This window comes from Halomicrobium katesii DSM 19301 (assembly GCF_000379085.1).
Classification (GTDB): Archaea; Halobacteriota; Halobacteria; order Halobacteriales; family Haloarculaceae; genus Halomicrobium; species Halomicrobium katesii.
In genome coordinates this window covers 1,218,590-1,236,549 of the sequence record NZ_KB905378.1, presented here as the reverse complement: position 1 = coordinate 1,236,549, position 17,960 = coordinate 1,218,590, and the positions used below count along the sequence as shown (strand labels likewise).

21 protein-coding genes are annotated in these 17,960 nt (G+C 67.3%); 9 read left to right on the top strand and 12 right to left on the bottom strand.

The genetic code is table 11. The features are described 5' to 3' along the window. Nucleotides 1–87 precede the first annotated feature (87 nt). Nucleotides 88–564: a hypothetical protein gene (locus HALKA_RS0106570; protein WP_018257235.1), complete on the top strand. Its 477-nt coding sequence runs from the start codon at nt 88–90 to the stop codon at nt 562–564. A gap of 282 nt (nt 565–846) precedes the next feature. Here the strand turns inward: HALKA_RS0106570 and HALKA_RS0106565 are convergent, their stop codons facing one another. Further along, the gene (locus tag HALKA_RS0106565; RefSeq protein ID WP_018257234.1) at nt 847–1,707 is read right to left on the bottom strand and encodes a sulfurtransferase; all 861 of its coding nucleotides are present in this window, start codon (nt 1,705–1,707) and stop codon (nt 847–849) included. 258 nt (nt 1,708–1,965) lie between these two features. Here HALKA_RS0106565 and HALKA_RS0106560 point away from each other — a divergent pair, with 258 nt between their 5' ends. Next, nucleotides 1,966–2,754, top strand: coding sequence for a sulfurtransferase (locus tag HALKA_RS0106560; protein WP_018257233.1), 789 nt, complete (start codon nt 1,966–1,968; stop codon nt 2,752–2,754). Between the two features lie 19 nt (nt 2,755–2,773). Here the strand turns inward: HALKA_RS0106560 and HALKA_RS0106555 are convergent, their stop codons facing one another. Continuing rightward, nucleotides 2,774–3,787 (bottom strand): AI-2E family transporter, encoded by a 1,014-nt coding sequence (locus tag HALKA_RS0106555; RefSeq protein ID WP_018257232.1) that lies wholly within the window; start codon nt 3,785–3,787, stop codon nt 2,774–2,776. Nucleotides 3,788–3,911: 124 nt separating this feature from the next. Between HALKA_RS0106555 and HALKA_RS0106550 the strand changes: the two genes are divergently transcribed. From HALKA_RS0106550 to HALKA_RS0106540, 3 genes are read left to right on the top strand one after another with little or no spacing between them, the layout of a single operon-like run. Then, the gene (locus tag HALKA_RS0106550) at nt 3,912–4,982 is read left to right on the top strand and encodes a DUF8173 domain-containing protein (RefSeq protein WP_018257231.1); all 1,071 of its coding nucleotides are present in this window, start codon (nt 3,912–3,914) and stop codon (nt 4,980–4,982) included. A gap of 47 nt (nt 4,983–5,029) precedes the next feature. Continuing rightward, entirely contained in the window at nt 5,030–5,230 is a 201-nt protein-coding gene (gene samp2 / locus HALKA_RS0106545; RefSeq protein WP_018257230.1) for a ubiquitin-like small modifier protein SAMP2, read from the top strand. A 57-nt stretch (nt 5,231–5,287) separates the two neighbouring features. Next, a complete protein-coding gene (locus HALKA_RS0106540; protein ID WP_018257229.1) occupies nt 5,288–5,668 on the top strand; it encodes a GNAT family N-acetyltransferase in 381 nt (126 codons plus the stop codon). Between the two features lie 81 nt (nt 5,669–5,749). Here HALKA_RS0106540 and HALKA_RS0106535 read toward each other — a convergent pair whose 3' ends face one another. The 4 genes from HALKA_RS0106535 to larB all read right to left on the bottom strand — a co-directional run bounded on the left by HALKA_RS0106535 (nt 5,750) and on the right by larB (nt 8,670). After that, on the bottom strand, nt 5,750–7,198 hold the full coding sequence (locus HALKA_RS0106535) for a phosphoglucomutase/phosphomannomutase family protein (RefSeq protein WP_018257228.1): 1,449 nt from the start codon (nt 7,196–7,198) through the stop codon (nt 5,750–5,752). 140 nt (nt 7,199–7,338) lie between these two features. After that, a complete protein-coding gene (locus tag HALKA_RS0106530; RefSeq protein WP_018257227.1) occupies nt 7,339–7,581 on the bottom strand; it encodes a GIY-YIG nuclease family protein in 243 nt (80 codons plus the stop codon). A gap of 88 nt (nt 7,582–7,669) precedes the next feature. Next, complete coding sequence (locus HALKA_RS22440; RefSeq protein ID WP_015762110.1) at nt 7,670–7,819, bottom strand: DUF7563 family protein; 150 nt, start codon at nt 7,817–7,819, stop codon at nt 7,670–7,672. An 83-nt stretch (nt 7,820–7,902) separates the two neighbouring features. After that, entirely contained in the window at nt 7,903–8,670 is a 768-nt protein-coding gene (gene larB, locus HALKA_RS0106525; RefSeq protein ID WP_018257226.1) for a nickel pincer cofactor biosynthesis protein LarB, read from the bottom strand. A gap of 245 nt (nt 8,671–8,915) precedes the next feature. Here larB and HALKA_RS0106520 point away from each other — a divergent pair, with 245 nt between their 5' ends. Further along, on the top strand, nt 8,916–9,083 hold the full coding sequence (locus HALKA_RS0106520) for a DNA-binding protein (protein ID WP_015762108.1): 168 nt from the start codon (nt 8,916–8,918) through the stop codon (nt 9,081–9,083). 60 nt (nt 9,084–9,143) lie between these two features. Here the strand turns inward: HALKA_RS0106520 and rpiA are convergent, their stop codons facing one another. Next, on the bottom strand, nt 9,144–9,824 hold the full coding sequence (gene rpiA, locus HALKA_RS0106515) for a ribose-5-phosphate isomerase RpiA (protein ID WP_018257225.1): 681 nt from the start codon (nt 9,822–9,824) through the stop codon (nt 9,144–9,146). A 116-nt stretch (nt 9,825–9,940) separates the two neighbouring features. Here rpiA and glmM point away from each other — a divergent pair, with 116 nt between their 5' ends. Continuing rightward, complete coding sequence (gene glmM, locus HALKA_RS0106510; RefSeq protein ID WP_018257224.1) at nt 9,941–11,254, top strand: phosphoglucosamine mutase; 1,314 nt, start codon at nt 9,941–9,943, stop codon at nt 11,252–11,254. A 195-nt stretch (nt 11,255–11,449) separates the two neighbouring features. On the opposite strand, the gene HALKA_RS21315 is transcribed toward glmM, so the two are convergent. The 4 genes from HALKA_RS21315 to HALKA_RS0106495 all read right to left on the bottom strand — a co-directional run bounded on the left by HALKA_RS21315 (nt 11,450) and on the right by HALKA_RS0106495 (nt 13,384). After that, the gene (locus HALKA_RS21315; RefSeq protein ID WP_015762103.1) at nt 11,450–11,608 is read right to left on the bottom strand and encodes a DUF7563 family protein; all 159 of its coding nucleotides are present in this window, start codon (nt 11,606–11,608) and stop codon (nt 11,450–11,452) included. Between the two features lie 178 nt (nt 11,609–11,786). Then, nucleotides 11,787–12,365 carry a DUF7090 family protein gene (locus tag HALKA_RS0106505; RefSeq protein WP_018257223.1) on the bottom strand — a complete coding sequence of 193 codons (579 nt, stop codon included), beginning with the start codon at nt 12,363–12,365 and terminating at the stop codon, nt 11,787–11,789. A 95-nt stretch (nt 12,366–12,460) separates the two neighbouring features. Next, nucleotides 12,461–12,901 (bottom strand): DUF2391 family protein, encoded by a 441-nt coding sequence (locus tag HALKA_RS0106500; protein ID WP_018257222.1) that lies wholly within the window; start codon nt 12,899–12,901, stop codon nt 12,461–12,463. 48 nt (nt 12,902–12,949) lie between these two features. Next, the gene (locus HALKA_RS0106495; RefSeq protein WP_018257221.1) at nt 12,950–13,384 is read right to left on the bottom strand and encodes a DUF7534 family protein; all 435 of its coding nucleotides are present in this window, start codon (nt 13,382–13,384) and stop codon (nt 12,950–12,952) included. An 86-nt stretch (nt 13,385–13,470) separates the two neighbouring features. On the opposite strand from HALKA_RS0106495, the gene HALKA_RS0106490 reads away from it, so the two are divergent. Next, nucleotides 13,471–14,241: a class I SAM-dependent methyltransferase gene (locus HALKA_RS0106490; RefSeq protein WP_018257220.1), complete on the top strand. Its 771-nt coding sequence runs from the start codon at nt 13,471–13,473 to the stop codon at nt 14,239–14,241. 25 nt (nt 14,242–14,266) lie between these two features. Further along, nucleotides 14,267–17,341 (top strand): replication factor C small subunit, encoded by a 3,075-nt coding sequence (locus HALKA_RS21855; protein WP_018257219.1) that lies wholly within the window; start codon nt 14,267–14,269, stop codon nt 17,339–17,341. Nucleotides 17,342–17,424: 83 nt separating this feature from the next. Here the strand turns inward: HALKA_RS21855 and HALKA_RS0106480 are convergent, their stop codons facing one another. Beyond that, complete coding sequence (locus HALKA_RS0106480) at nt 17,425–17,898, bottom strand: DUF6789 family protein (RefSeq protein WP_018257218.1); 474 nt, start codon at nt 17,896–17,898, stop codon at nt 17,425–17,427. Nucleotides 17,899–17,960 lie beyond the last annotated feature (62 nt).

Sequence of the window (17,960 nt, the reverse complement as noted above, 5' to 3'; positions counted from 1 at the left end):
TTATCGAAGTCTGAAGCGATATCGGTCGCCGGCAGCGTCGGTGAACGGACCTGCAGATATATGGTGGCTCAGCCGAATCCCACCACCATGTTCGACCAGCACCTCGGCGACGAGCGACCGTCCCAGTATCACGTCCTGTGGGACGGCGGCCGGTCGAGGTCGGACCCGCGGATCGACGTGCGCCTCCTCGAAGGGTGGGCGCGCAAGTGGGGCTACGACGTCGACCGCCGTCGCCGCGTCGACAGCGACCGAGCCGACGAGCCGCGCGCACAGTGCCGGATCGCCTTCGCCTTCGGCGAGATCGTCGAAGAGACGCTCTCCTACGGCGACCGGGAGTACACGTTCACGACCGATCGGACGCCAGCGACCTACTTCGAACTCGACGAGTGTGGCGACGCGCGCCTCGCGACCTGGGCCAGCGAGCGCACGCTCGCGCTCCGAGAACTGCGTATCGACGGCCGGGACCTCGTCTTCGACGCGGTGTTCGAGCCCGGACCGGGCCGCGTCCACGGCCAGTGGCTCTCGACGACCGTCGATCAGACCCGGTACTGGCTGACCGGCTAGTCGCGAAGTTCTGTCGCTGCCCCGCGGTGCCGTACCCGTCGCTTCCGGGTCAGCGCTCGAAAAAAAACGAGTCGAATCAGTTCAGTTGCCCTTCTTCGCGGGTCGGCCCAGGGCCTCCCCGTTCCGATTCGAAGCGAACTCCCTCGCGGTGCTCAGTCGTCCGCTTCGCCTTTCTCTGCGAGAAGCGAACTGCTGTCTCGCGATGAAACGCTCGGCCGTTCAGTTGCCCTTCTCCACGGGTCGCTACCGCTCCCCGTTCCGATTCGAGGCCTCGTTCGTACCTTACTCGGCCTCGCCCTTCTCGATCGGCGCGCCGACGAGGTTGCCCCACTCGGTCCAGGAGCCGTCGTAGTTGACGGCGTCGTCGTAGCCCAGCAGTTCGTGGAGCGCGAACCAGGCGACCGAGGAGCGCTCGCCGATGCGGCAGTAGGCGACGGTCGTCTCGTCGCCGTCGATGTCTTCGTCGGCGTACAGCTCCTGGAGCTCGTCGAAGTCCTTGAACCGGCCGTCGTCGTTGGTCACGGCCGCCCAGGAGATGTTCTTCGCACCGGGGACGTGGCCGCCACGCTGTGCGGTCTCCTGCAGGCCCGGAGGTGCCAGCACCTCGCCGGAGAACTCTTCGGGGGAGCGAACGTCCACGAGCGGGAGGTTCTTCTCGATGGCGTTCTCGACGTCGTCGCGGTACGCGCGGATGGACTCGCGCGGGCCGGACGCCTCGTACTCGACTGCGGAGAACTCGGGGACCTCGTCTGTCGTCGAGTAGTCGTTGTCGAGCCAGTACTCGCGGCCGCCGTCGAGGAGCCGAACGTCGTCGTGGCCGTAGTACCTGAACTGCCAGTAGGTGTAGGCGGCGAACCAGTTGGAGTTGTCACCGTAGAGGACGACCGTCGAGTCCTCGCTGATGCCGTGGCTCCCGAGCAGGTCCTCGAAGTCTTCCTTCGAGAGGATGTCTCGGGTCGTCTGGTCCTGGAGCTGTGTCTCCCAGTTGAAGCCGATCGCGCCGGGCGCGTGGGCCTCGTCGTACGCTTCCGTGTCTACGTCGACCTCGACCAGTCGGTGGTCGGGATCGTCACTCTGGAACGAGTCGAGGTTGTCCTCGACCCACTCCGCCGTCACGAGAACGTCGTTTGCGTAGTCGCTCATAATACAGACCAAAATATGCACCCCGTCCATATAACCCCACCCTCTCTCGGCATAGCCCGCCACTCCTCCCCTCTGGCGGCAGTTTCTGCCCCTTGTCGGACGTATTAGTATGCGGATATTTCGCACGGTTCCGGCGGCGCTCCCCCGACTGCCGGCGGTTCGGTTCGGACGGCGAGCCGCGGGCTGGAAAATATCTCCGCTATCTTCGAGCGGCCGAGACGGACGGTTTCAAGCCGTCGCGTCCGAAACGGACGGGCAATGACAGATATCGTGTCCCAGTCCTGGCTCGCAGAGCGTCTGGACGACGTTTGGGTGGTCGACGTGCGCGACGCCTGGGAGTACGACGGCATCGGTCACCTCCCGGGCGCGGTCAACGTCCCCTTCGACGCGTTTCGCGCCGACGAGAGCGGCGAGCACGACGAGGGGATGCTCCCCGGGCGAGCGCACTTCGCGGCGCTGCTCTCGGAGGCGGGAATCGCCAACGGCGACGAGATCGTCGCCTACGACGACACGCACGGGGTCTTCGCCGCGCGCTTTCTCGTGACGGCGGCGCTGTACGGCCACGACCCCGCAACGCTGCACCTGCTCGACGGGGACTTCTCGGCGTGGCAACTCGAACGCGAGACGACCGGCGAGACGCCCGCGCCGACGCCGACGGAGTACGCGATCGAGCCGCCGGCCGAGACGCCGCTGGTCGACGCCGACGCGGTCGCCGAAGCCGTCGACGGCGACGCCGTGATCGTCGACACCCGAGAGGGCTGGGAGTACGAGGAGGGGCACATCCCCGGTGCAGTCCAGCTGGACTGGCGCGAACTGGTCGACGACGAGAGCCGCGGCCTGCGCCCCGAGACGGAGGTCCGGGAGCTGCTCGAATCCCGCGGGATCGTCCCCGACACGCGGATCGTCCTCTACTGTAACACGGCGCGCCGGATCAGCCACACTTACGTCGTCCTGTGTCACCTCGGCTACGACGACCTGGCCTTCTACGAGGGCAGTCTCACCGAGTGGACGGCACAGGACCGTCCCCTGGAGACCGGCGAGAACTGACCGTCTGGCGGTCGACGACCTACTCCGTCTGTTCGTGGTCCAGTTGGCGCTGGACCGCCGGCCGATCGTTCGTGAGCAACTCGACGGCTTCGACGAACAGCGCGACGACGAGCGGGCCGGCGATGAACCCGACGATCCCGATCGAGAGCACGCCGCCGGTAAAGCCGATGAAATAGAGGCTCGCGGGAATGTCTGCGGTATAGGGAGCGAGCTGTGGCCGGATGATCGCGTCGGGGAGGAAGCCGACGAAGACCAGTCCGATCACCAGCAGCGTGGCCGCCCCGGTCAGATCCCCGGCGACCACGTCCGTCGCGGCGACCACCGCGATCAGGATGCTCGGGCCGACGACCGGAACGAACTGGAGGATGCCGGCCACGGCCGCCAGTCCGAAGGCACCGGAGTAGCCAAGACCGGCGAAGACGACGTAGGCGATGAGGAACGTGCCGAGTGCCGTCGCTCCCTGGAGGACGTAGATCGCGTACAGGGTGTTTTTGGTCCGCGCGTGCATCGTGCGGACGAGCGAGTGGAACTGGTCGGGGACCGCGCGGAAGACGACCGCCGGCGCGGCGCTGGGCCGCAACAGGAGCGCGTACACGAGCAGAGTGAAGAGAAACAGCTTCAGGCCGATGATCGGCGCGCTCCCGGCCACGTCGACGGCGAGGTTGGTGATCGCGACACGAGCCGTCGCGGCCAGCGATCCCACTTCGAAGCCAAACGGCATCCCCAGAATCTCGAACTCGAAGGCGGTCGGGAGCTCCCTGAGATACGCCAACAGCGTTCCACGACGGCGGTACAGCGACCACAGCAGCGGGCCGATCAGCGCCGCGACAGCGAGGAACGCGACGCTGGTCGCCGCGGCGGCGGCGATCCGACGATGGACCCCTCGCTCGACGAGCAGCCGGCGCAGCGGATAGAGCACGTACGCGACCGTGATGGCGAAGAAGACGGTCGTCACGACGCTCCAGAGTAGCACGACCGTCAACAGCCCCGTCGCGGCGACCAGTCCGACGAGCACTCCCTGTCGACTTCGCATGCCACAGTACATTCTCCCCGATCTCAAAAGCGTTCCCCGCCGGGAACGCGGGCGATCTCGGTCACAGCTTCCCACCGAGAAACTCCGAGTTCCGTTTTATGTCGTCGGACGGTGAAGGTCGGATATGCGACGCACACTCTGCGCACTGCTCGTAGTAGTCCTCGTCGTCGGAGCGCTCCCCGGGACGGCGGCCGCGGCCAGTCGGACCGGCGGGACAGTCACGGTCGGCCCGGGCGAGACGATCGACGACGACCTCGAAGCGGTCGGCGGCACGGTCGTCGTCGAAGGGACCGTCACGGGAGACCTCGAAGCCACCGGCGGCACCGTTATCGTCGACGGCACCGTCGAGGGCGACGTCGAAGCGGCTGCCGGCACCCTCGACATCGGCGGGACCGTCGGCGGCGACGTCGAGGGCGCGGGTGGTTCCGTGACGGTCGACGAGGGCGCTCGGATCGGCGGCAACCTGACCGCCGGAGCCGGCTCGGCCACCGTCGACGGACGGATCGACGGCACCGTCGAGATCGGTACCGAAGAGATCACGCTCGGGCCGACCGCCGACATCCGCGGCGACCTGACCTACGACGGCAACCTGAACCGCGCGGACGGCGCGACCGTCGGCGGAACAGTCGAGCGGACCGACAACGTGACCGTCAGCCCCAGCGGCCCGTCGTTCGCCTTGCCGACCGGGACCTTCACCGCCTACGGCGTCGTCGCGAACCTCGTCGCGGGGGCCGTCCTCGTGGTGGCGTTTCCCCGCTTCTCGACGAGCGTCGCCGACGGCGTGACCGACGATCCCCTGCGGATGGGGGCGTTCGGACTGCTCGCGCTCGTCGGCGGTCCCCTGGTCTGTGTGCTGCTGTTCGCGACGCTGGTCGGCATCCCGCTGTCGATCGCCGGCATGGTCGCGTACGTCTTCCTCGTGTGGGCTGGCGCACTGTACGGCCGGTTCGCCCTCGGCCGCTGGCTCCTCCGACGGATCGACCGAGACAGTCGGTGGCTCGCGCTGCTCGTCGGTGTCCTCGGAGTCGCTGCGGTGAAGTTCGTACCGATCCTCGGCGACCTCGTCGAGGCCGTCGCCGTGCTGGTCGGGCTCGGCGCGCTCGTCCTCGGCATGTCCGATCGCTACCAGGGCGACGAGAACGATCCCGACCCCACCCCCGAGCCGGTCGCTGGCGACGCCGAGCCGTCGGCTTGAGGGCCGCCCGGCGACACGCTCAAGGGCGACCGTCCGAATCGGACCGTATGCGCGTGACAGTCGAGATCGTCGGGGGCGAGACCCGCGAGGTTGAGGTCGCGGTGGGGGACAGCTACGTCGACCTGCTGGCTCCGACCGACCTCAGCCCCCACACGGTCTCGATCCTGGTCGACGGCACGCCCGTCCCGGAAGATCAGCCCGTCGAGACGGACCACGTCCGCGTGGTCCGGCTGGTCAAAGGCGGGTGAGCGTGGTGCCGTTCCGAGAGTCAAATACTTTCTGACGGGAGTCGCCAGTACGAGACGATGCGGGTCCACGAGGCGACGCCGGCCGACCGGGCCGCCGTCGCGAACGTCCTCGACGGGGCGGCCCTGGAGACCGAGCCCGCCCGGCTGAAAGCGAGTCTCCGGCGCGGCGAGACGCTGCTCGCGGTCGCCGACGACGGCGAGCGCGTGCTGGGAGCGCTCGTACTGGACGGCGACCGGATCGTCAGCGTCGCCGTCCGCCGTCGCCGACGCGGGCAGGGGATCGGTTCGACACTGGTCGAGCGGGCGCTGGCCGAACGTGGGCGGCTCGTGGCGACGTTCGACGAGCGGGTCCGGCCGTTCTACGAGACGCTCGGGTTCGCGATCGAGCCGGTCGACGGCGACGAGTCGCGCTATCGCGGTCGCCTGGAGAGTGCGTAGCGTCTCGGGGCTCGTACCGTCGGCTGGCCATCTGTGACCACCGGCGTAGCGGATATCGTCACGAACTGACAGGCGACGGGATCACTCCGCGCTGGCGACGAGGGGCGTGACGATCTCGCGACCGGCGGCGAGCAGTTCGTCGACCCGCTCGCGGCTCGTCGCCTCGGCGTACACCCGGAGCTTGGGCTCGGTGCCGGAGGGGCGAACGAGGAGCCAGGTGCCGTCTGCCAGCGTCATCTTGAAGCCGTCGACCGTCGAGACCGAGTCGACCGAGCGCCCGGCCACGCTGTCCGGGAGCGACGACTCCAGGGCCCCGAGCACGCGCTCCTTGCGGTCGTCCGGACAGTCGACGCTGATCCGGCCCTGGTGGATCTCGCCGTGCTCGGCGAGCAAGGCGTCGACGCGCTCGTCGAGCGGCCGATCGTGTGCGGCCGCGGCGGCCAGCAGCGCCAGCAGGACGCCGTCCTTGTTGCGGAGGTGTGCGGTGAGCCCGAACCCGCCCGACTCCTCGCCGCCCATCAGGGCGTCGTGTTCGGCCATCGCCGCGGCGACGTGCTTGAAGCCGACGGCGGTCTCGTGGACCGACTCGCCGTGGGCCGCGGCGACGCGGTCGACGATCGAACTGGTCGAGACGGTCCGCACGACGCCGGCCGATCCAGCGCCGTCCGGTCGCTCGCCGTCGTGTGCCGTCAGCAGGTCGTCGTACACCGCGGCGAAGAAGAGGTTCGGATCGAGGAACCCGCGGTCGGGCGTCACGACGCCGATCCGGTCGGCGTCGCCGTCGTTGACGATCCCGAGGGCCGCGTCGCCGTCTCGGACCCGCTCGATCAGCGCCTCGACGCGCTCGGCGACGGGCTCCGGTGCGCCACCGCCGAAGTCGGCGTCCCGCTCACAGCGCAGGCGAACGAGGTCGGCCCCGGCCCGCTCTAACAGGCGGTCGGTGACGCCGCGGCCGCTGCCGTGCATCGCGTCGTAGGCGACCGTCAGCCCGTCGAGATCGACCGGCTCGTCGCGGCTCTCTCCGGCGAACTCGACCGCGTGGTCGAGGTACGCCGCCAGCAGGTCCGTCTCCTCGACGCTCCCCCGCTCGGGCTCTGGCAGCGGGTCCGGTCGGGCAAGCGCCGCCTCGACGGCGTCGGTCGCGTCGGCCAGCGCCGGTTGGCCCCCGGCGGGCACGAACTTCACGCCGTTGTACTCCGGCGGGTTGTGCGACGCCGTCACCATCAGCGCGCCGGCCAGCCCGCGGGACTCGACCGTCCACGCGACGACCGGCGTCGGCGTGTCTCGGTCGGGCACCACCACGTCGAAGCCGTTCGCACACAGCACGCGGGCCAGTTCCTCGGCGAACCCTCGGGAGTGAGAGCGTGCGTCGTAGCCCACGGCGACCGTCTCACCGTCGTGGCCCGCCTCGCGGAGGTGGGTCGCGATCCCCTGGCCCACCATGCGGACCCGCTCGTCGGTGAACTCGTCGAGCGTCGCCCGCCAGCCGTCGGTACCGAAGGCGATGGCCTCGGCGTCTGCGTCTGTCATGGCTGGCAGTGCGACCCCGGCCGGCAAAAAGCTCCCGTCCTCGCTCCCGCCGGCAGTATAGTAGCCATCGAAAATCAATGTACACCCGATCGCACGACAGCAGTTCGATCGGTGTGTAAATCGTTTCAATTGTTACTATATCACTCGATCAGTCGCTCTTTGCGCCCCCGCGAGTACTGCTTGATCTCGTACTCGCGGCGCATCGCGGCCGAGCGGCTCTCGAAGGACTCGACGTGGACCAGCTCGACGGGCGTCCGACCGCGGGTGTACTTCGCGCCCTCGCCCGCGTCGTGTTCGGCCACTCGGCGCTGTACGTCCGTCGTGTAGCCCGTGTACAGCGTGTCGTCGGCACAGCGCAGGACGTAGACGTAGTGGTCGCTCATCGGTCGCGTGCCCGGGGCTGGGGAGTTCGTCGACAGAACAGGGCGTCGCGTGGTACTAGTACCACGGTACGGGTGGCCCAGTCGGGCCTCACACCTTGTGGGCGCGCTCTCGGGCAACTTCGGCGATTCCAGCGTTCGCCGAACAGCTCGGGCAGGCGCGGACGTTGCCGCTCTTGTCCGCGAACACTCGAGCGAAACGATCCGACACGTGCGCGCCGCAGTGATCGCACTCTGGCATGGTTGGGGCCGGTCTCTCGGCGTCCGGCACTCACACGTATGGGAGCCAGTTCCATAGCCTCACATGCCAACACAGTTAGGGCGTTACGCGCCGCTCGCATCGTCGATCTGGCGGGCGATCAGCCCGGCCTGCGTGCCGGCCGTGAAGCCGGCGTCGACGTTGACCGTCGAGAGGGCGGTACAGGACTGGAGCATGCCGGACAGCGCCGCTTCGCCCTCGCCAGCGTGGCCGTAGCCGGTCGAGACCGGGAGCCCGATCACCGGCACGTCGACGAGGCCGGCGACGACCGTCGGCAGCGCCCCCTCGCGACCGGCGGCGACGATCAACACGTCCTGCTCGCGCAGGGCCGGGAGCTGGTCGACGACGCGGACGAGGCTGGCGACGCCGACGTCGTCGACGCGCTCCACGTCGACCCCCATCTCGCGGACGATCATCGCCGCCTCGCCCGCCGGGACCGCGTCGGAGGTGCCGGCAGTGACGACGCCGACGCTGGCGTCGAGGTCGGGTCGTTCGTACTCCGGACCGTGGGCCACGAGCCAGCGGGACCGCTCGGACCAGGACAGCGTCGCCGCCGGTGCCACGTCGTCGAGGCGCTCTCGGACCGCACCGGCCTGGGCCTCGTCGGCCCGGGTGACGATCGCTCGACCGGTCGTCGACAGCGCGGTCGCGGCCAGCTGTGCGACCTCCGTCGGTGTCTTTCCGTCCGCCAGCACCGCCTCCGGGACGCCGGAGCGTTGCTCCCGGGTCGCGTCGAATCGACCGGCCTCACCCGTGGCGTAGCCGGCGAGTTCCGCCTCGGCCTCGGCGGGCGTGACCTCGCCCGCGGCGACGGCGTCGAGTAGTTCGCGCATACCCACTCTCTGGAGCGCGCACACTCGACTCTTTCCAACTGTTCGCCCGCCGCGTTCGCGCGCGAGCGACACACCAGCGGTCGCCAGCGGCGGTTTCGGTGGTCGAGGCCACCTCGAAGCGAGCCGGATCGGCCATATTTATATGGGGTGTCGAGTGTCAAAGTGGCTCAAACCCCCGTCAATACCGGCGAGAGGGCCATGATTCAGGAAAGTATTTAACATGGCACCTGGAACACGTTCTCTGTATGGCAGACCTAATCGTCAAAGCAGCCGTGAAGGAAGAGCTCGATGACATGAACGTTGCCTCCGACTTCTACACAGCCCTCGACGACGAGGTCGAGGAGCTGCTCGCAGACGCCGCCCGCCGAGCCGAGGCCAACGACCGGAAGACCGTCCAGCCGCGCGACCTGTAAGGCCGACACCCTCGATCGATTTTTTCGACGCGAACCGACCAGCCGTGGCGCTATCGGTGGCTACAGTTCGGTAACGGTGACGCCGTCAGCCGTCCCGCAGTGGATCTCGTCGGCCACGTCGACGAACAGGCCGTGCTCGACGACGCCGGGGATCGTCGCGAGGTCCGCCGCCAGCGCGGCGGGGTCGGCGATCGCACCGAACGCACAGTCGAACACGAGGTTGCCGTTGTCGGTCACCACCGGCCCGTCCTTGCGCTCGGCGCGGCGAAGCGCCGGCTCCCCGCCGAGTCGCTCGACGGCCGCCGCGACGGGCCGTCTGGCGGCCGGCAGCAGTTCGAGTGGGACCGGGTGGTCGAGCACGTCCGCCTCCTTGGTCGGATCGACGACGACGAGGAGCCGGTCGGCCGCCGTGTCGACGATCTTCTCGCGGGCGTGGGCCGCGCCGCCGCCCTTGACGAGACACCCGCCAGCGACCTGATCCGCGCCGTCGATCGCGAGATCGATCTCGGCGGCGTCGAGGTCGGTCAACGGGATCCCCGCTTCCCGCGCGAGTTCGCGGGACTGAAACGAGGTCGGAACCCCGGTCACGTCCAGCCCGGCGTCGACGGCCGCGCCGATGGCCCGTATCGCGTGGGCCGCGGTGGAGCCGGTCCCGAGCCCGACCACCATCCCGTCTTCGACGGCCTCGGCGGCCGATGCTCCCGCCGCGCGCTTCGCGTCGTCGCTCCCGCCCTGTTTCATGCCCGGAGGGTCCACGGACGCGGACAAAACGTTTGTTCTCCCGAGCGAGGTCGAGACACCGAGCGTCGGCGACTAGACGACGCATACTTTTTGTCACGCTCTCGCGACCTGTCGGTATGTTCGGCACGAGCGGCATCCGGGGACCAGTCGGCGAGGACGTGACGGCGGCGCTCGCCCTCGACGCGGGTCGGGCGCTGGGCGTCGAGGCCGATCGGGTGGTGGTCGGTCGCGACCCGCGCGAGTCCGGCGAGCTACTGACCGACGCGCTGGCGGCGGGACTGCGCGAGTCCGGGACCGACGTGATCGACCTCGGAGTGGCGGCGACGCCGACGGTCGCCCGTTCGGTCGGGTGGCGCGACGCCGACGCCGGCGTAGTGATCACGGCCTCGCACAACCCCGCGCCAGACAACGGGATCAAGCTCTGGCAGCCCTCCGGGCAGGCGTTCGACGAGACCGGCCGCGAGCGGATCGCCGAGCGGGTCCGCGACGGCGTCGCCGATCTGGAAGCGTGGGACGGGCTCGGCACGCGGACGACGGCGAACGGCCGCGAGCGCCACGCGCGGACGATCGCGGACGCCGTCTCGCTCGCTCCGGCGGACGCACCGCCGGTGGCCGTCGATCTCGGTAACGGCGCGGGCGGCGTGAGCGTCGACGCGCTCCAGGAGCTGGGCTGTGGGGTCGAGACGCTGAACGTCCAGCCGGACGGCTCGTTTCCGGGCCGTCCCAGCGAACCGACCGCGGACAACTGCGCGTCCCTGTCGGCGCTGGTCGCGAACACGGACGCCGAGCTCGGCGTGGCACACGACGGCGACGCCGACCGCCTGCGAGCGGCGACGGCCGACGGAAGCTTCGTCTCCGGAGACGAACTGCTGGCCGTCTTCGCCCGCGAAGCGGCGTCGCCCGGCGACACCGTCGCGGTGCCGGTCGACACGAGTCTCGCGGTCGCGGACTTCCTCGCAGAGGCCGACGTGGCGGTGACGTACACGCCCGTCGGCGACGTGTACGTGGCCGAGCGAGCGAGCCGGCCGGGCGTCGCCTTCGGCGGCGAGCCCAGCGGGGCCTGGATCTGGCCAGGCCAGACGCTGTGTCCCGATGGCCCCCTCGCGGCCTGCCGGCTCGTGGCGCTCCACGCCGAGGAGTCGCTTCGGGAACGCGTCGCCGCGGTGCCCGACTATCCGATCCGCCGCGAGAGTATCGCCGTCGAGGACAAGCGCGCCGTCGTGGATCGCCTGGCCGACCGGATCACGGCCGAGTACGACGACGTGGCGACGCTCGACGGCGTTCGGGTCGACCTCGGAGACGCGTGGTTCCTGGTCCGGGCCAGCGGGACCCAGCCGCTGGTCCGGATCACCGCCGAGGCACGAGACGAGGAGCGGGCGAGAGACGCCTTCGAGATCGCGCGCGACGCCGTCGCCGGGGCCCGCGAGTGAGAGCGGCGAGACTCCCCGATTGATACGGACGGTTGTAGGCGTTTACCCAGTCGACCGCACGACGGCGTGCGGTCGATCTGGTAAAGACCTACAACTTTCCGTATGAGCGGTCGCTACGCGCACTCGACTGTCGCACGACGTGCGACGAGAGAAACCCAGCGTTCGCGCGTCTGTGACACCGCGCGGCGGAGGAAACTATCCGCGGCGTGTCGACCGGGCCTCCCGAACGCCCGCGCCGTCGCGAATCTTGTCCTCGCACTGCGGACAGACCCGCGGTGCATCGACCCCGTTGGGCGTGAAGACCCGTGCGTAGTCAGCCGTCACGAAGTTACCGCAGTTCTGGCATTCCGGCATACGTCTCTCGATAAGGAAATCTGGCCTCTTAATGGTTCGTTCCTCGATGCGAGCGCCGGTCGCGGTTCGGCGCGGACGGCGACGGCCGGGCCGTCTCATACGGAAAGTTGTAGGTCTTTACCAGATCGACCGCACGCCGTCGTGCGGTCGACTGGGTAAACGCCTACAACCATTCGTATCAGAACTGGCTGGTGATCGAGCCGTCCTCGTCGAGTTCGACGACGCCGTCGAAGATGTCGCGAAAGCGGTCGACCGTCTCGTCGTCGTGGACGCCGCGGGCGAGGTGGAACAGCCCGACGGCGTCGTACTCGGCGAGCAGGTCGAGCAGCTGGCCGAGCGCCTCGACGGCCTGGTCCTCGTCGGCGTAGTAGATCAGTTCCGTCACGGAGTCGAAGGTCACCCGCCGCTTGCCCTCGTGGTCCGCGAGGAACTGCTCGGTCTGGGAGACGATCGCCGCCCAGTCGTCCGGCGCGGAGACGTACTGGACGTTGTCGGACTTGCGGCGCGTGTAGCCCCGTTCGACCGACAGCGTGTCGAGGATCGTCGCCCGGTCCTCGTCGACCTCGTAGTACTCCAGTTTCTGTTCGACCTCGCGGGCCGTCGTCCGCGTCGAGACGACCAGCAGGTGGTCGGTGTCGGTACTGAGAAAGTCCGTGTCCAGTCGGTCCGTCTCGCCGGTGCTCGGATGCAACAAGAGGACGCCCGTCCCGCCCGGGATCGACTCGGGCGTGTTCTCGATGGCGAGGGAATACTCCATGTGGTCCCAAAGCGTACCCGGCGCGCTTTAGAGTATCGGTCGTTTCCCCCGACGAGAGATGTGACCACACCGGTCGGCCAAGAGGTCAGGCGGGCTCAAAACACGCTGTCGGCGGTCGCGGCCCCGACGACGCTGAAGATCGCGCCCACCGAGACGGCCTTCAGCGTGGTCAAGAACACCGTCCGTTGGGTCGGCTCCGCCAGGATCTCCGCCTCGACGAGGAACGTCTGGGGTGCAGTGAATGCGACTGCCAGAATCGCTACGGAGCCAAAGGACACGCCCATCAGCGAGACGAACCGAATCGGGATTCCGGCGACCTCCGCCTCGGTGTCGGGATCGCGGTCGTCGTCGGCCTTGTACAGCGCGCCGTAGCCGATCGCGAAGACGATGGCGACGACGAGGAGGGCGTGATAGCCGGTCATGTTGGCCGCCAGCACCCACACCTCCTCGGTGACGACGAAGGGACCGGCCAGCAGGAACCCGCCGACCAGTTGCTGGGCGGTGTCGGCGATCCGATATCGCGGGGGCCGTGCCATACGTGCTCTCCTGCCTGAGCCAGGAAAAACCCCGGCGTTTCTCACCGGCTACAGCGCGCTCCGAACGCGCGCCCAGCCGTCGCGGTAGACGAAGAAGTAGGCGACCGGGAGCGCCACGAGCGTGAGCACCGGCAGTGCGATGGCCTGTGTGACCGGGTCCGGCGGCGTCAGTATCACGCCGAGGACGAACGCCGTACAGAGGGCGACGAGCACCGTCTCGACGCGGCGATCTCGCTCGGTCTTCGTGCGAGTTCGCTCCCAGTCGCGCCGAGCGGACAGATAGAGCAGCGGTCCGAACGGCGCGAACAGGGCCAGGGGCACCAGCAGAATCGGAGCGCGGGTGCCGTGGGCCTCGGCGTCGCGATAGAGCCAGTAGCCGAGCAACGCCACCAGACAGAGGGGCGGGGCGAGTCCGAGCACGGCCACGAGCGCCAGTGGCGGGTCGGTCGGGAGGAGGGTCAGAGCGGGGGGCTCGACAGCCATAATTTTGCCTACAGAAGAACGGAAAATGAGTGTTTCGGTCACGATCTTCCGAACCGGTTTTGTCCCGTCCCCGCGTTCGATCGCCTATGAGCGTCAGCGACGCCTTCGACGAGTGGGCCCGCTCGGGCAAGGATCAGGGCATGGAACGACGCCACTGGCACACGGCCAAGCACGCGCTGGCTCGAATGCCCGTCGAGAGCGAGGCGCGCAGCGCCTCGGAACAGTCGAGCGAGGAGCGAAGCGACCCGCGAGACGAGGGCGACACCGTCCTCGATCTGGGCTGTGGCAGCGGCTACGCCGGCCGCGCCCTGCGCGAGACGAAGGGCGCGGGCCGCGTCTACGGCGTCGACGCCGCCCCGGAGATGGCCCACAACGCCAGCTCCTACACCGACGACCCGCGGGTCGGCTTCGCTGTCGGTGACTTCGAGCACCTGCCCTTCGACGACGACAGCATCGACCACTGCTTCTCGATGGAGGCGTTCTACTACGCACAGGACCCACACGCCGTGCTCGCCGAACTCCGCCGCGTCCTGCGCCCCGGCGGCACCTTCTACTGCGCCGTGAATCGCTGGGAGGAGCACGTCCACTCCCACGAGTGGGAGGAGCTGGTCGGCGTGCCGATGTTGCTGTGGAGCGAGGCCCAGTACCGCGAGGCGTTCCGCGAGGCCGGCTTCGCCGTCGCGAGCCAGGACCGGATCCCCGACACGGAGACGGAGATCCCCGCCGAGAGCGAGTTCCCGACCGAGGACTGGGAGACGCGCGAGGCGATGGTCGAGCGGTACCGCGAGTACGGCACGCTGCTGACCGTCGGCGTCAACACGGCGTCGCCAGCGACCTCGCAGTTTCAAACCAGTTAAGGCCGGCCCCGCCCTCCCCTCTCCCATGAGCGAGGTCGAGCGTTCGGGCCGGGAAGAAGTCTGGATCGAGAAGTACCGCCCGCAGACGCTTTCGGACGTGGTGGGCCACGAGACGATCGTCGAGCGCCTGCAGAGCTACGTCGATCGCAACGACCTGAGCCACATGTTGTTCGCGGGGCCGGCCGGAACGGGAAAATGTGTCACAGGCGAGACTCCCGTGCTGACGAGCGACGGAGTCGCGAGGATCAATCGCCTCGTCGGCGACGCTGATGGATTCGAACAGGCACCGCCCTCACTGCAGGTTCTCTCTCTGATCGACGACCGTGAGTTCGAGTACACACGCCCATCACACGTGTTCTCCAAGCCAACATCCGATGGAGTACGTATCGAAACGCGGGATGGTAATAGCATCACAGCGACACCTGAACATCGGGTTCTCGTCCTGACACACGACGGATTGGAGTGGCGTTGTGCGGACGATCTCGAATCCGGTGATCGAATCGTTCGACCACTCGATGTCCCGTTCCCGGAATCGGATCTCGCGATCGACTGGATCGATGAGCTTGATGGCGAAAAAACACACGTACACGTTTCGGAAGCTTTCGCTCACGAGCACGATATTCCGCTGGAAGAAGGGTTTGTCGGGACGAAAAAAGAGATCGTTTGTGGACTCAGGAACGGGCGATCGAACGAGGAAATAGCGGCTTCTGCCGATACGACGACAAAATACGTCGCACAGGTCGCGCGTGATCTTTCAGACGAGTCGTTTGACGATGTCGGCACCGTCTGTTCGTTGTCGTATCTCAGAGACTGTGGTATCTCTGGAGACCGCCTTCGAACAGCGATCGAGGCGATACAGAACGTCTCTCCGGAGAACGGTAGTCGATCGCCACCGATCGAGCCAGTCTGGGAATGTACCCCCGAACTGGCATCCTTCCTCGGTCTCGCGATCAGCGAGGCGCGGATCGAAAACGGTCGAATCAAGTTTTACAATACCGACGAGGACCTTCTCGACCGGTTCGAGCAGTCGGCACGAACGCTGTTCGATCTCGATCCGGATCGCGGCATCCAGCACGACGTTCCGTTCGTCAAGTGTAACACTCGCTCGCTCACGAGATTCCTCAACTGCTGTTCGACTACCTTCGAGGCGGCAACGGGTGGCGATCCCGGTGCTGTCGGTTCACTGCTTGTCAGTGCTGATGCACACTCTCGTTCGGCGTTCCTTCGTGCCTTCTTCGACGCGGAAGCCCACGTTTCGAAGAACGGCTTCATCGAACTGTCTCAAAAGGACGGACGGCTCGTTTCGCTGCTGTCGTACCTCCTCGCGGGTGTCGGGATTCCCAGTCGACGGAAGACGGAACGAAAAGCTGCGAGCAACGGGACGGGAGACGAGCAGACATATCACACACTCTCCATTTCGGGGGCACCTGCAATCCAGCGTTTCCAGAACTCGATCGGATTCTCGGTCGACCACAAGCGAGAAGCGCTGGCAACGCACGTTGAAAAAACCGCGAACCCCAACCACGACACGGTACCCGTGCAGAACGCTGTCGACGACCTCTGTGAGCGTCTCGCACTGACCAAATCCTCGGCCGTTCCTGCGTCGCTCGATTCCACGTCCCCCGGGCGCCTCGCCTACACAGACGCGGTGGAGTCAGTAGTCGAAGCAGCGTCCTCGAAACTGGAGACGGCACAGACAGTCCGCACTGAACTGACCCAGATCGAGCCGAAAATCCGTTCGCTCTCACAGTTACCAATCCAGTGGAGCGAACAGAGAACAGCGCTCGCAGACGGCAAGACCCTCGAAGCGGCTGCTGGTGTGACTGGCATCAATAAAGGTCGGATCGAAGAGTATGCCGTGGGTGAACGAACCCCGTATGCAACCCGAACGATGGGGCTCCTCGAACAGGCATCGGGAGTTGACTTCCCGGATGTCCGTCTGGTTCAGGAGAGATTGCACAGCGCTATCGAACGCCTCGATATATCGTACAATCGGGTTGCGGAGAATACGTCGATGCTGGGTACTGATGTCGCCAATCTACTGACGAACGACGACTGGGAAGTCAGTTCGATGCCCCGGTTTGCGACGGTTGCTGATCGCGTCAAGACGATCACCGACGAGATGCTCTCGATGTCGACACTCGAACGTCTGTCGACACTCGACTCGCTGGTCGAGGCTGACCTCTACTTCGACGAAGTGACTACTGTAGAGCCGATATCGGACAATCTCGATGTGTACGATTTGACGGTTCCGGACCATCGAAACTACGTTGCTGGGCAGGTTCCAACTGTGATGCACAACACGACCTCGGCGACTGCCATCGCCCGGGAACTGTACGGCGACGACTGGCAGGAGCACTTCCTCGAACTGAACGCCTCCGACGAGCGCGGCATCGACGTGGTCCGAGACCGGATCAAGAGCTTCGCACGGACTTCTTTCGGCGGTGTCGACTACAGAATAATATTCCTTGATGAGGCCGACGCGCTTACCAGCGACGCCCAGTCAGCACTCCGCCGGACGATGGAGCAGTTCTCGAACAACGTCCGCTTCGTCATGTCCTGCAATTACTCCAGCCAGATTATCGACCCGATCCAGTCGCGGTGTGCCGTCTTCCGCTTCTCGCCGCTGGGCGAGGCCGCCGTCGAGGCGGAGATCCGCCACATCGCCGACGAGGAGGGGATCGAACTCACCGACGACGGCGTCGACGCCCTGGTCTACGCCGCCGGGGGCGACATGCGCAAGGCGATCAACGGCCTGCAGGCGGCGTCGGTCTCCGGCGACGTTGTCGACGAGGAAGCGGTCTTCGCGATCACCTCGACGGCCCGGCCGGAGGTCATCCAGGGGATGGTGCAGGACGCCATCGACGGCGATTTCACGGCCGCACGCTCCCAGCTCGACGACCTCATCACCGACGAGGGGATCGCCGGTGGCGACATCATCGACCAGCTCCACCGCTCGATCTGGGAGTTCGACGTGCCGGACGAGCAGGCCGTGCGCATCCTCGACCGGGTCGGCGAGACGGACTACCGGATCACCGAGGGGGCCAACGAGCGGATCCAGCTCGAAGCGATGCTGGCCTCGCTGAGCCTGGACGACTGATACGGACGGTTGTAGGCGTTTACCCAGTCGACCGCACGACGGCGTGCGGTCGATCTGGTAAAGACCTACAACTTTCCGTATGATCAGAGCCGGGTTCGCAGCGCGGCCGCGACGACGCCAAGCACCAGCCCGTAGACGGCGTGCCACAGCAGCGACGGCGGCGCGAAGTTCGGGAACGGCGGCGAGGCCGGCGACCCGACGACGCTCAGCCAGACCGGCATCACCAGCGCGGCCAGCCCGATCCATGTGAGCACGCCCCAGCCGAGGCCGAGTCCAGCGAGACGGTTCGTCTCTCGCACGTCGAGCGCCTGTGCGAGCGCGGCGAAGCCGACGCCCAGCACGGCCCCGTGAGAGACGTGGACGGCCATCCCGAGGCCGGGGTTGGGCGGCGGCGCGAGGCCGTACAGCGACGGAATCGCGACGGCGAGCGTCGCGTCGTTCATCACCAGCACCAGTACACCCATCGCGAGCGCGCCAGCGATGCCACCGAGGACGCCGGCCTTCCAGTCGGCGGTCCCGATCGCGGTTCGCTGCGCGTCGACGTTTTCTGTTGACATGCGGCCGGAGAATCGAAGGGGGAAATAAAACTCGTGTGGTGGTCGTGGCGCGTCTGACACGA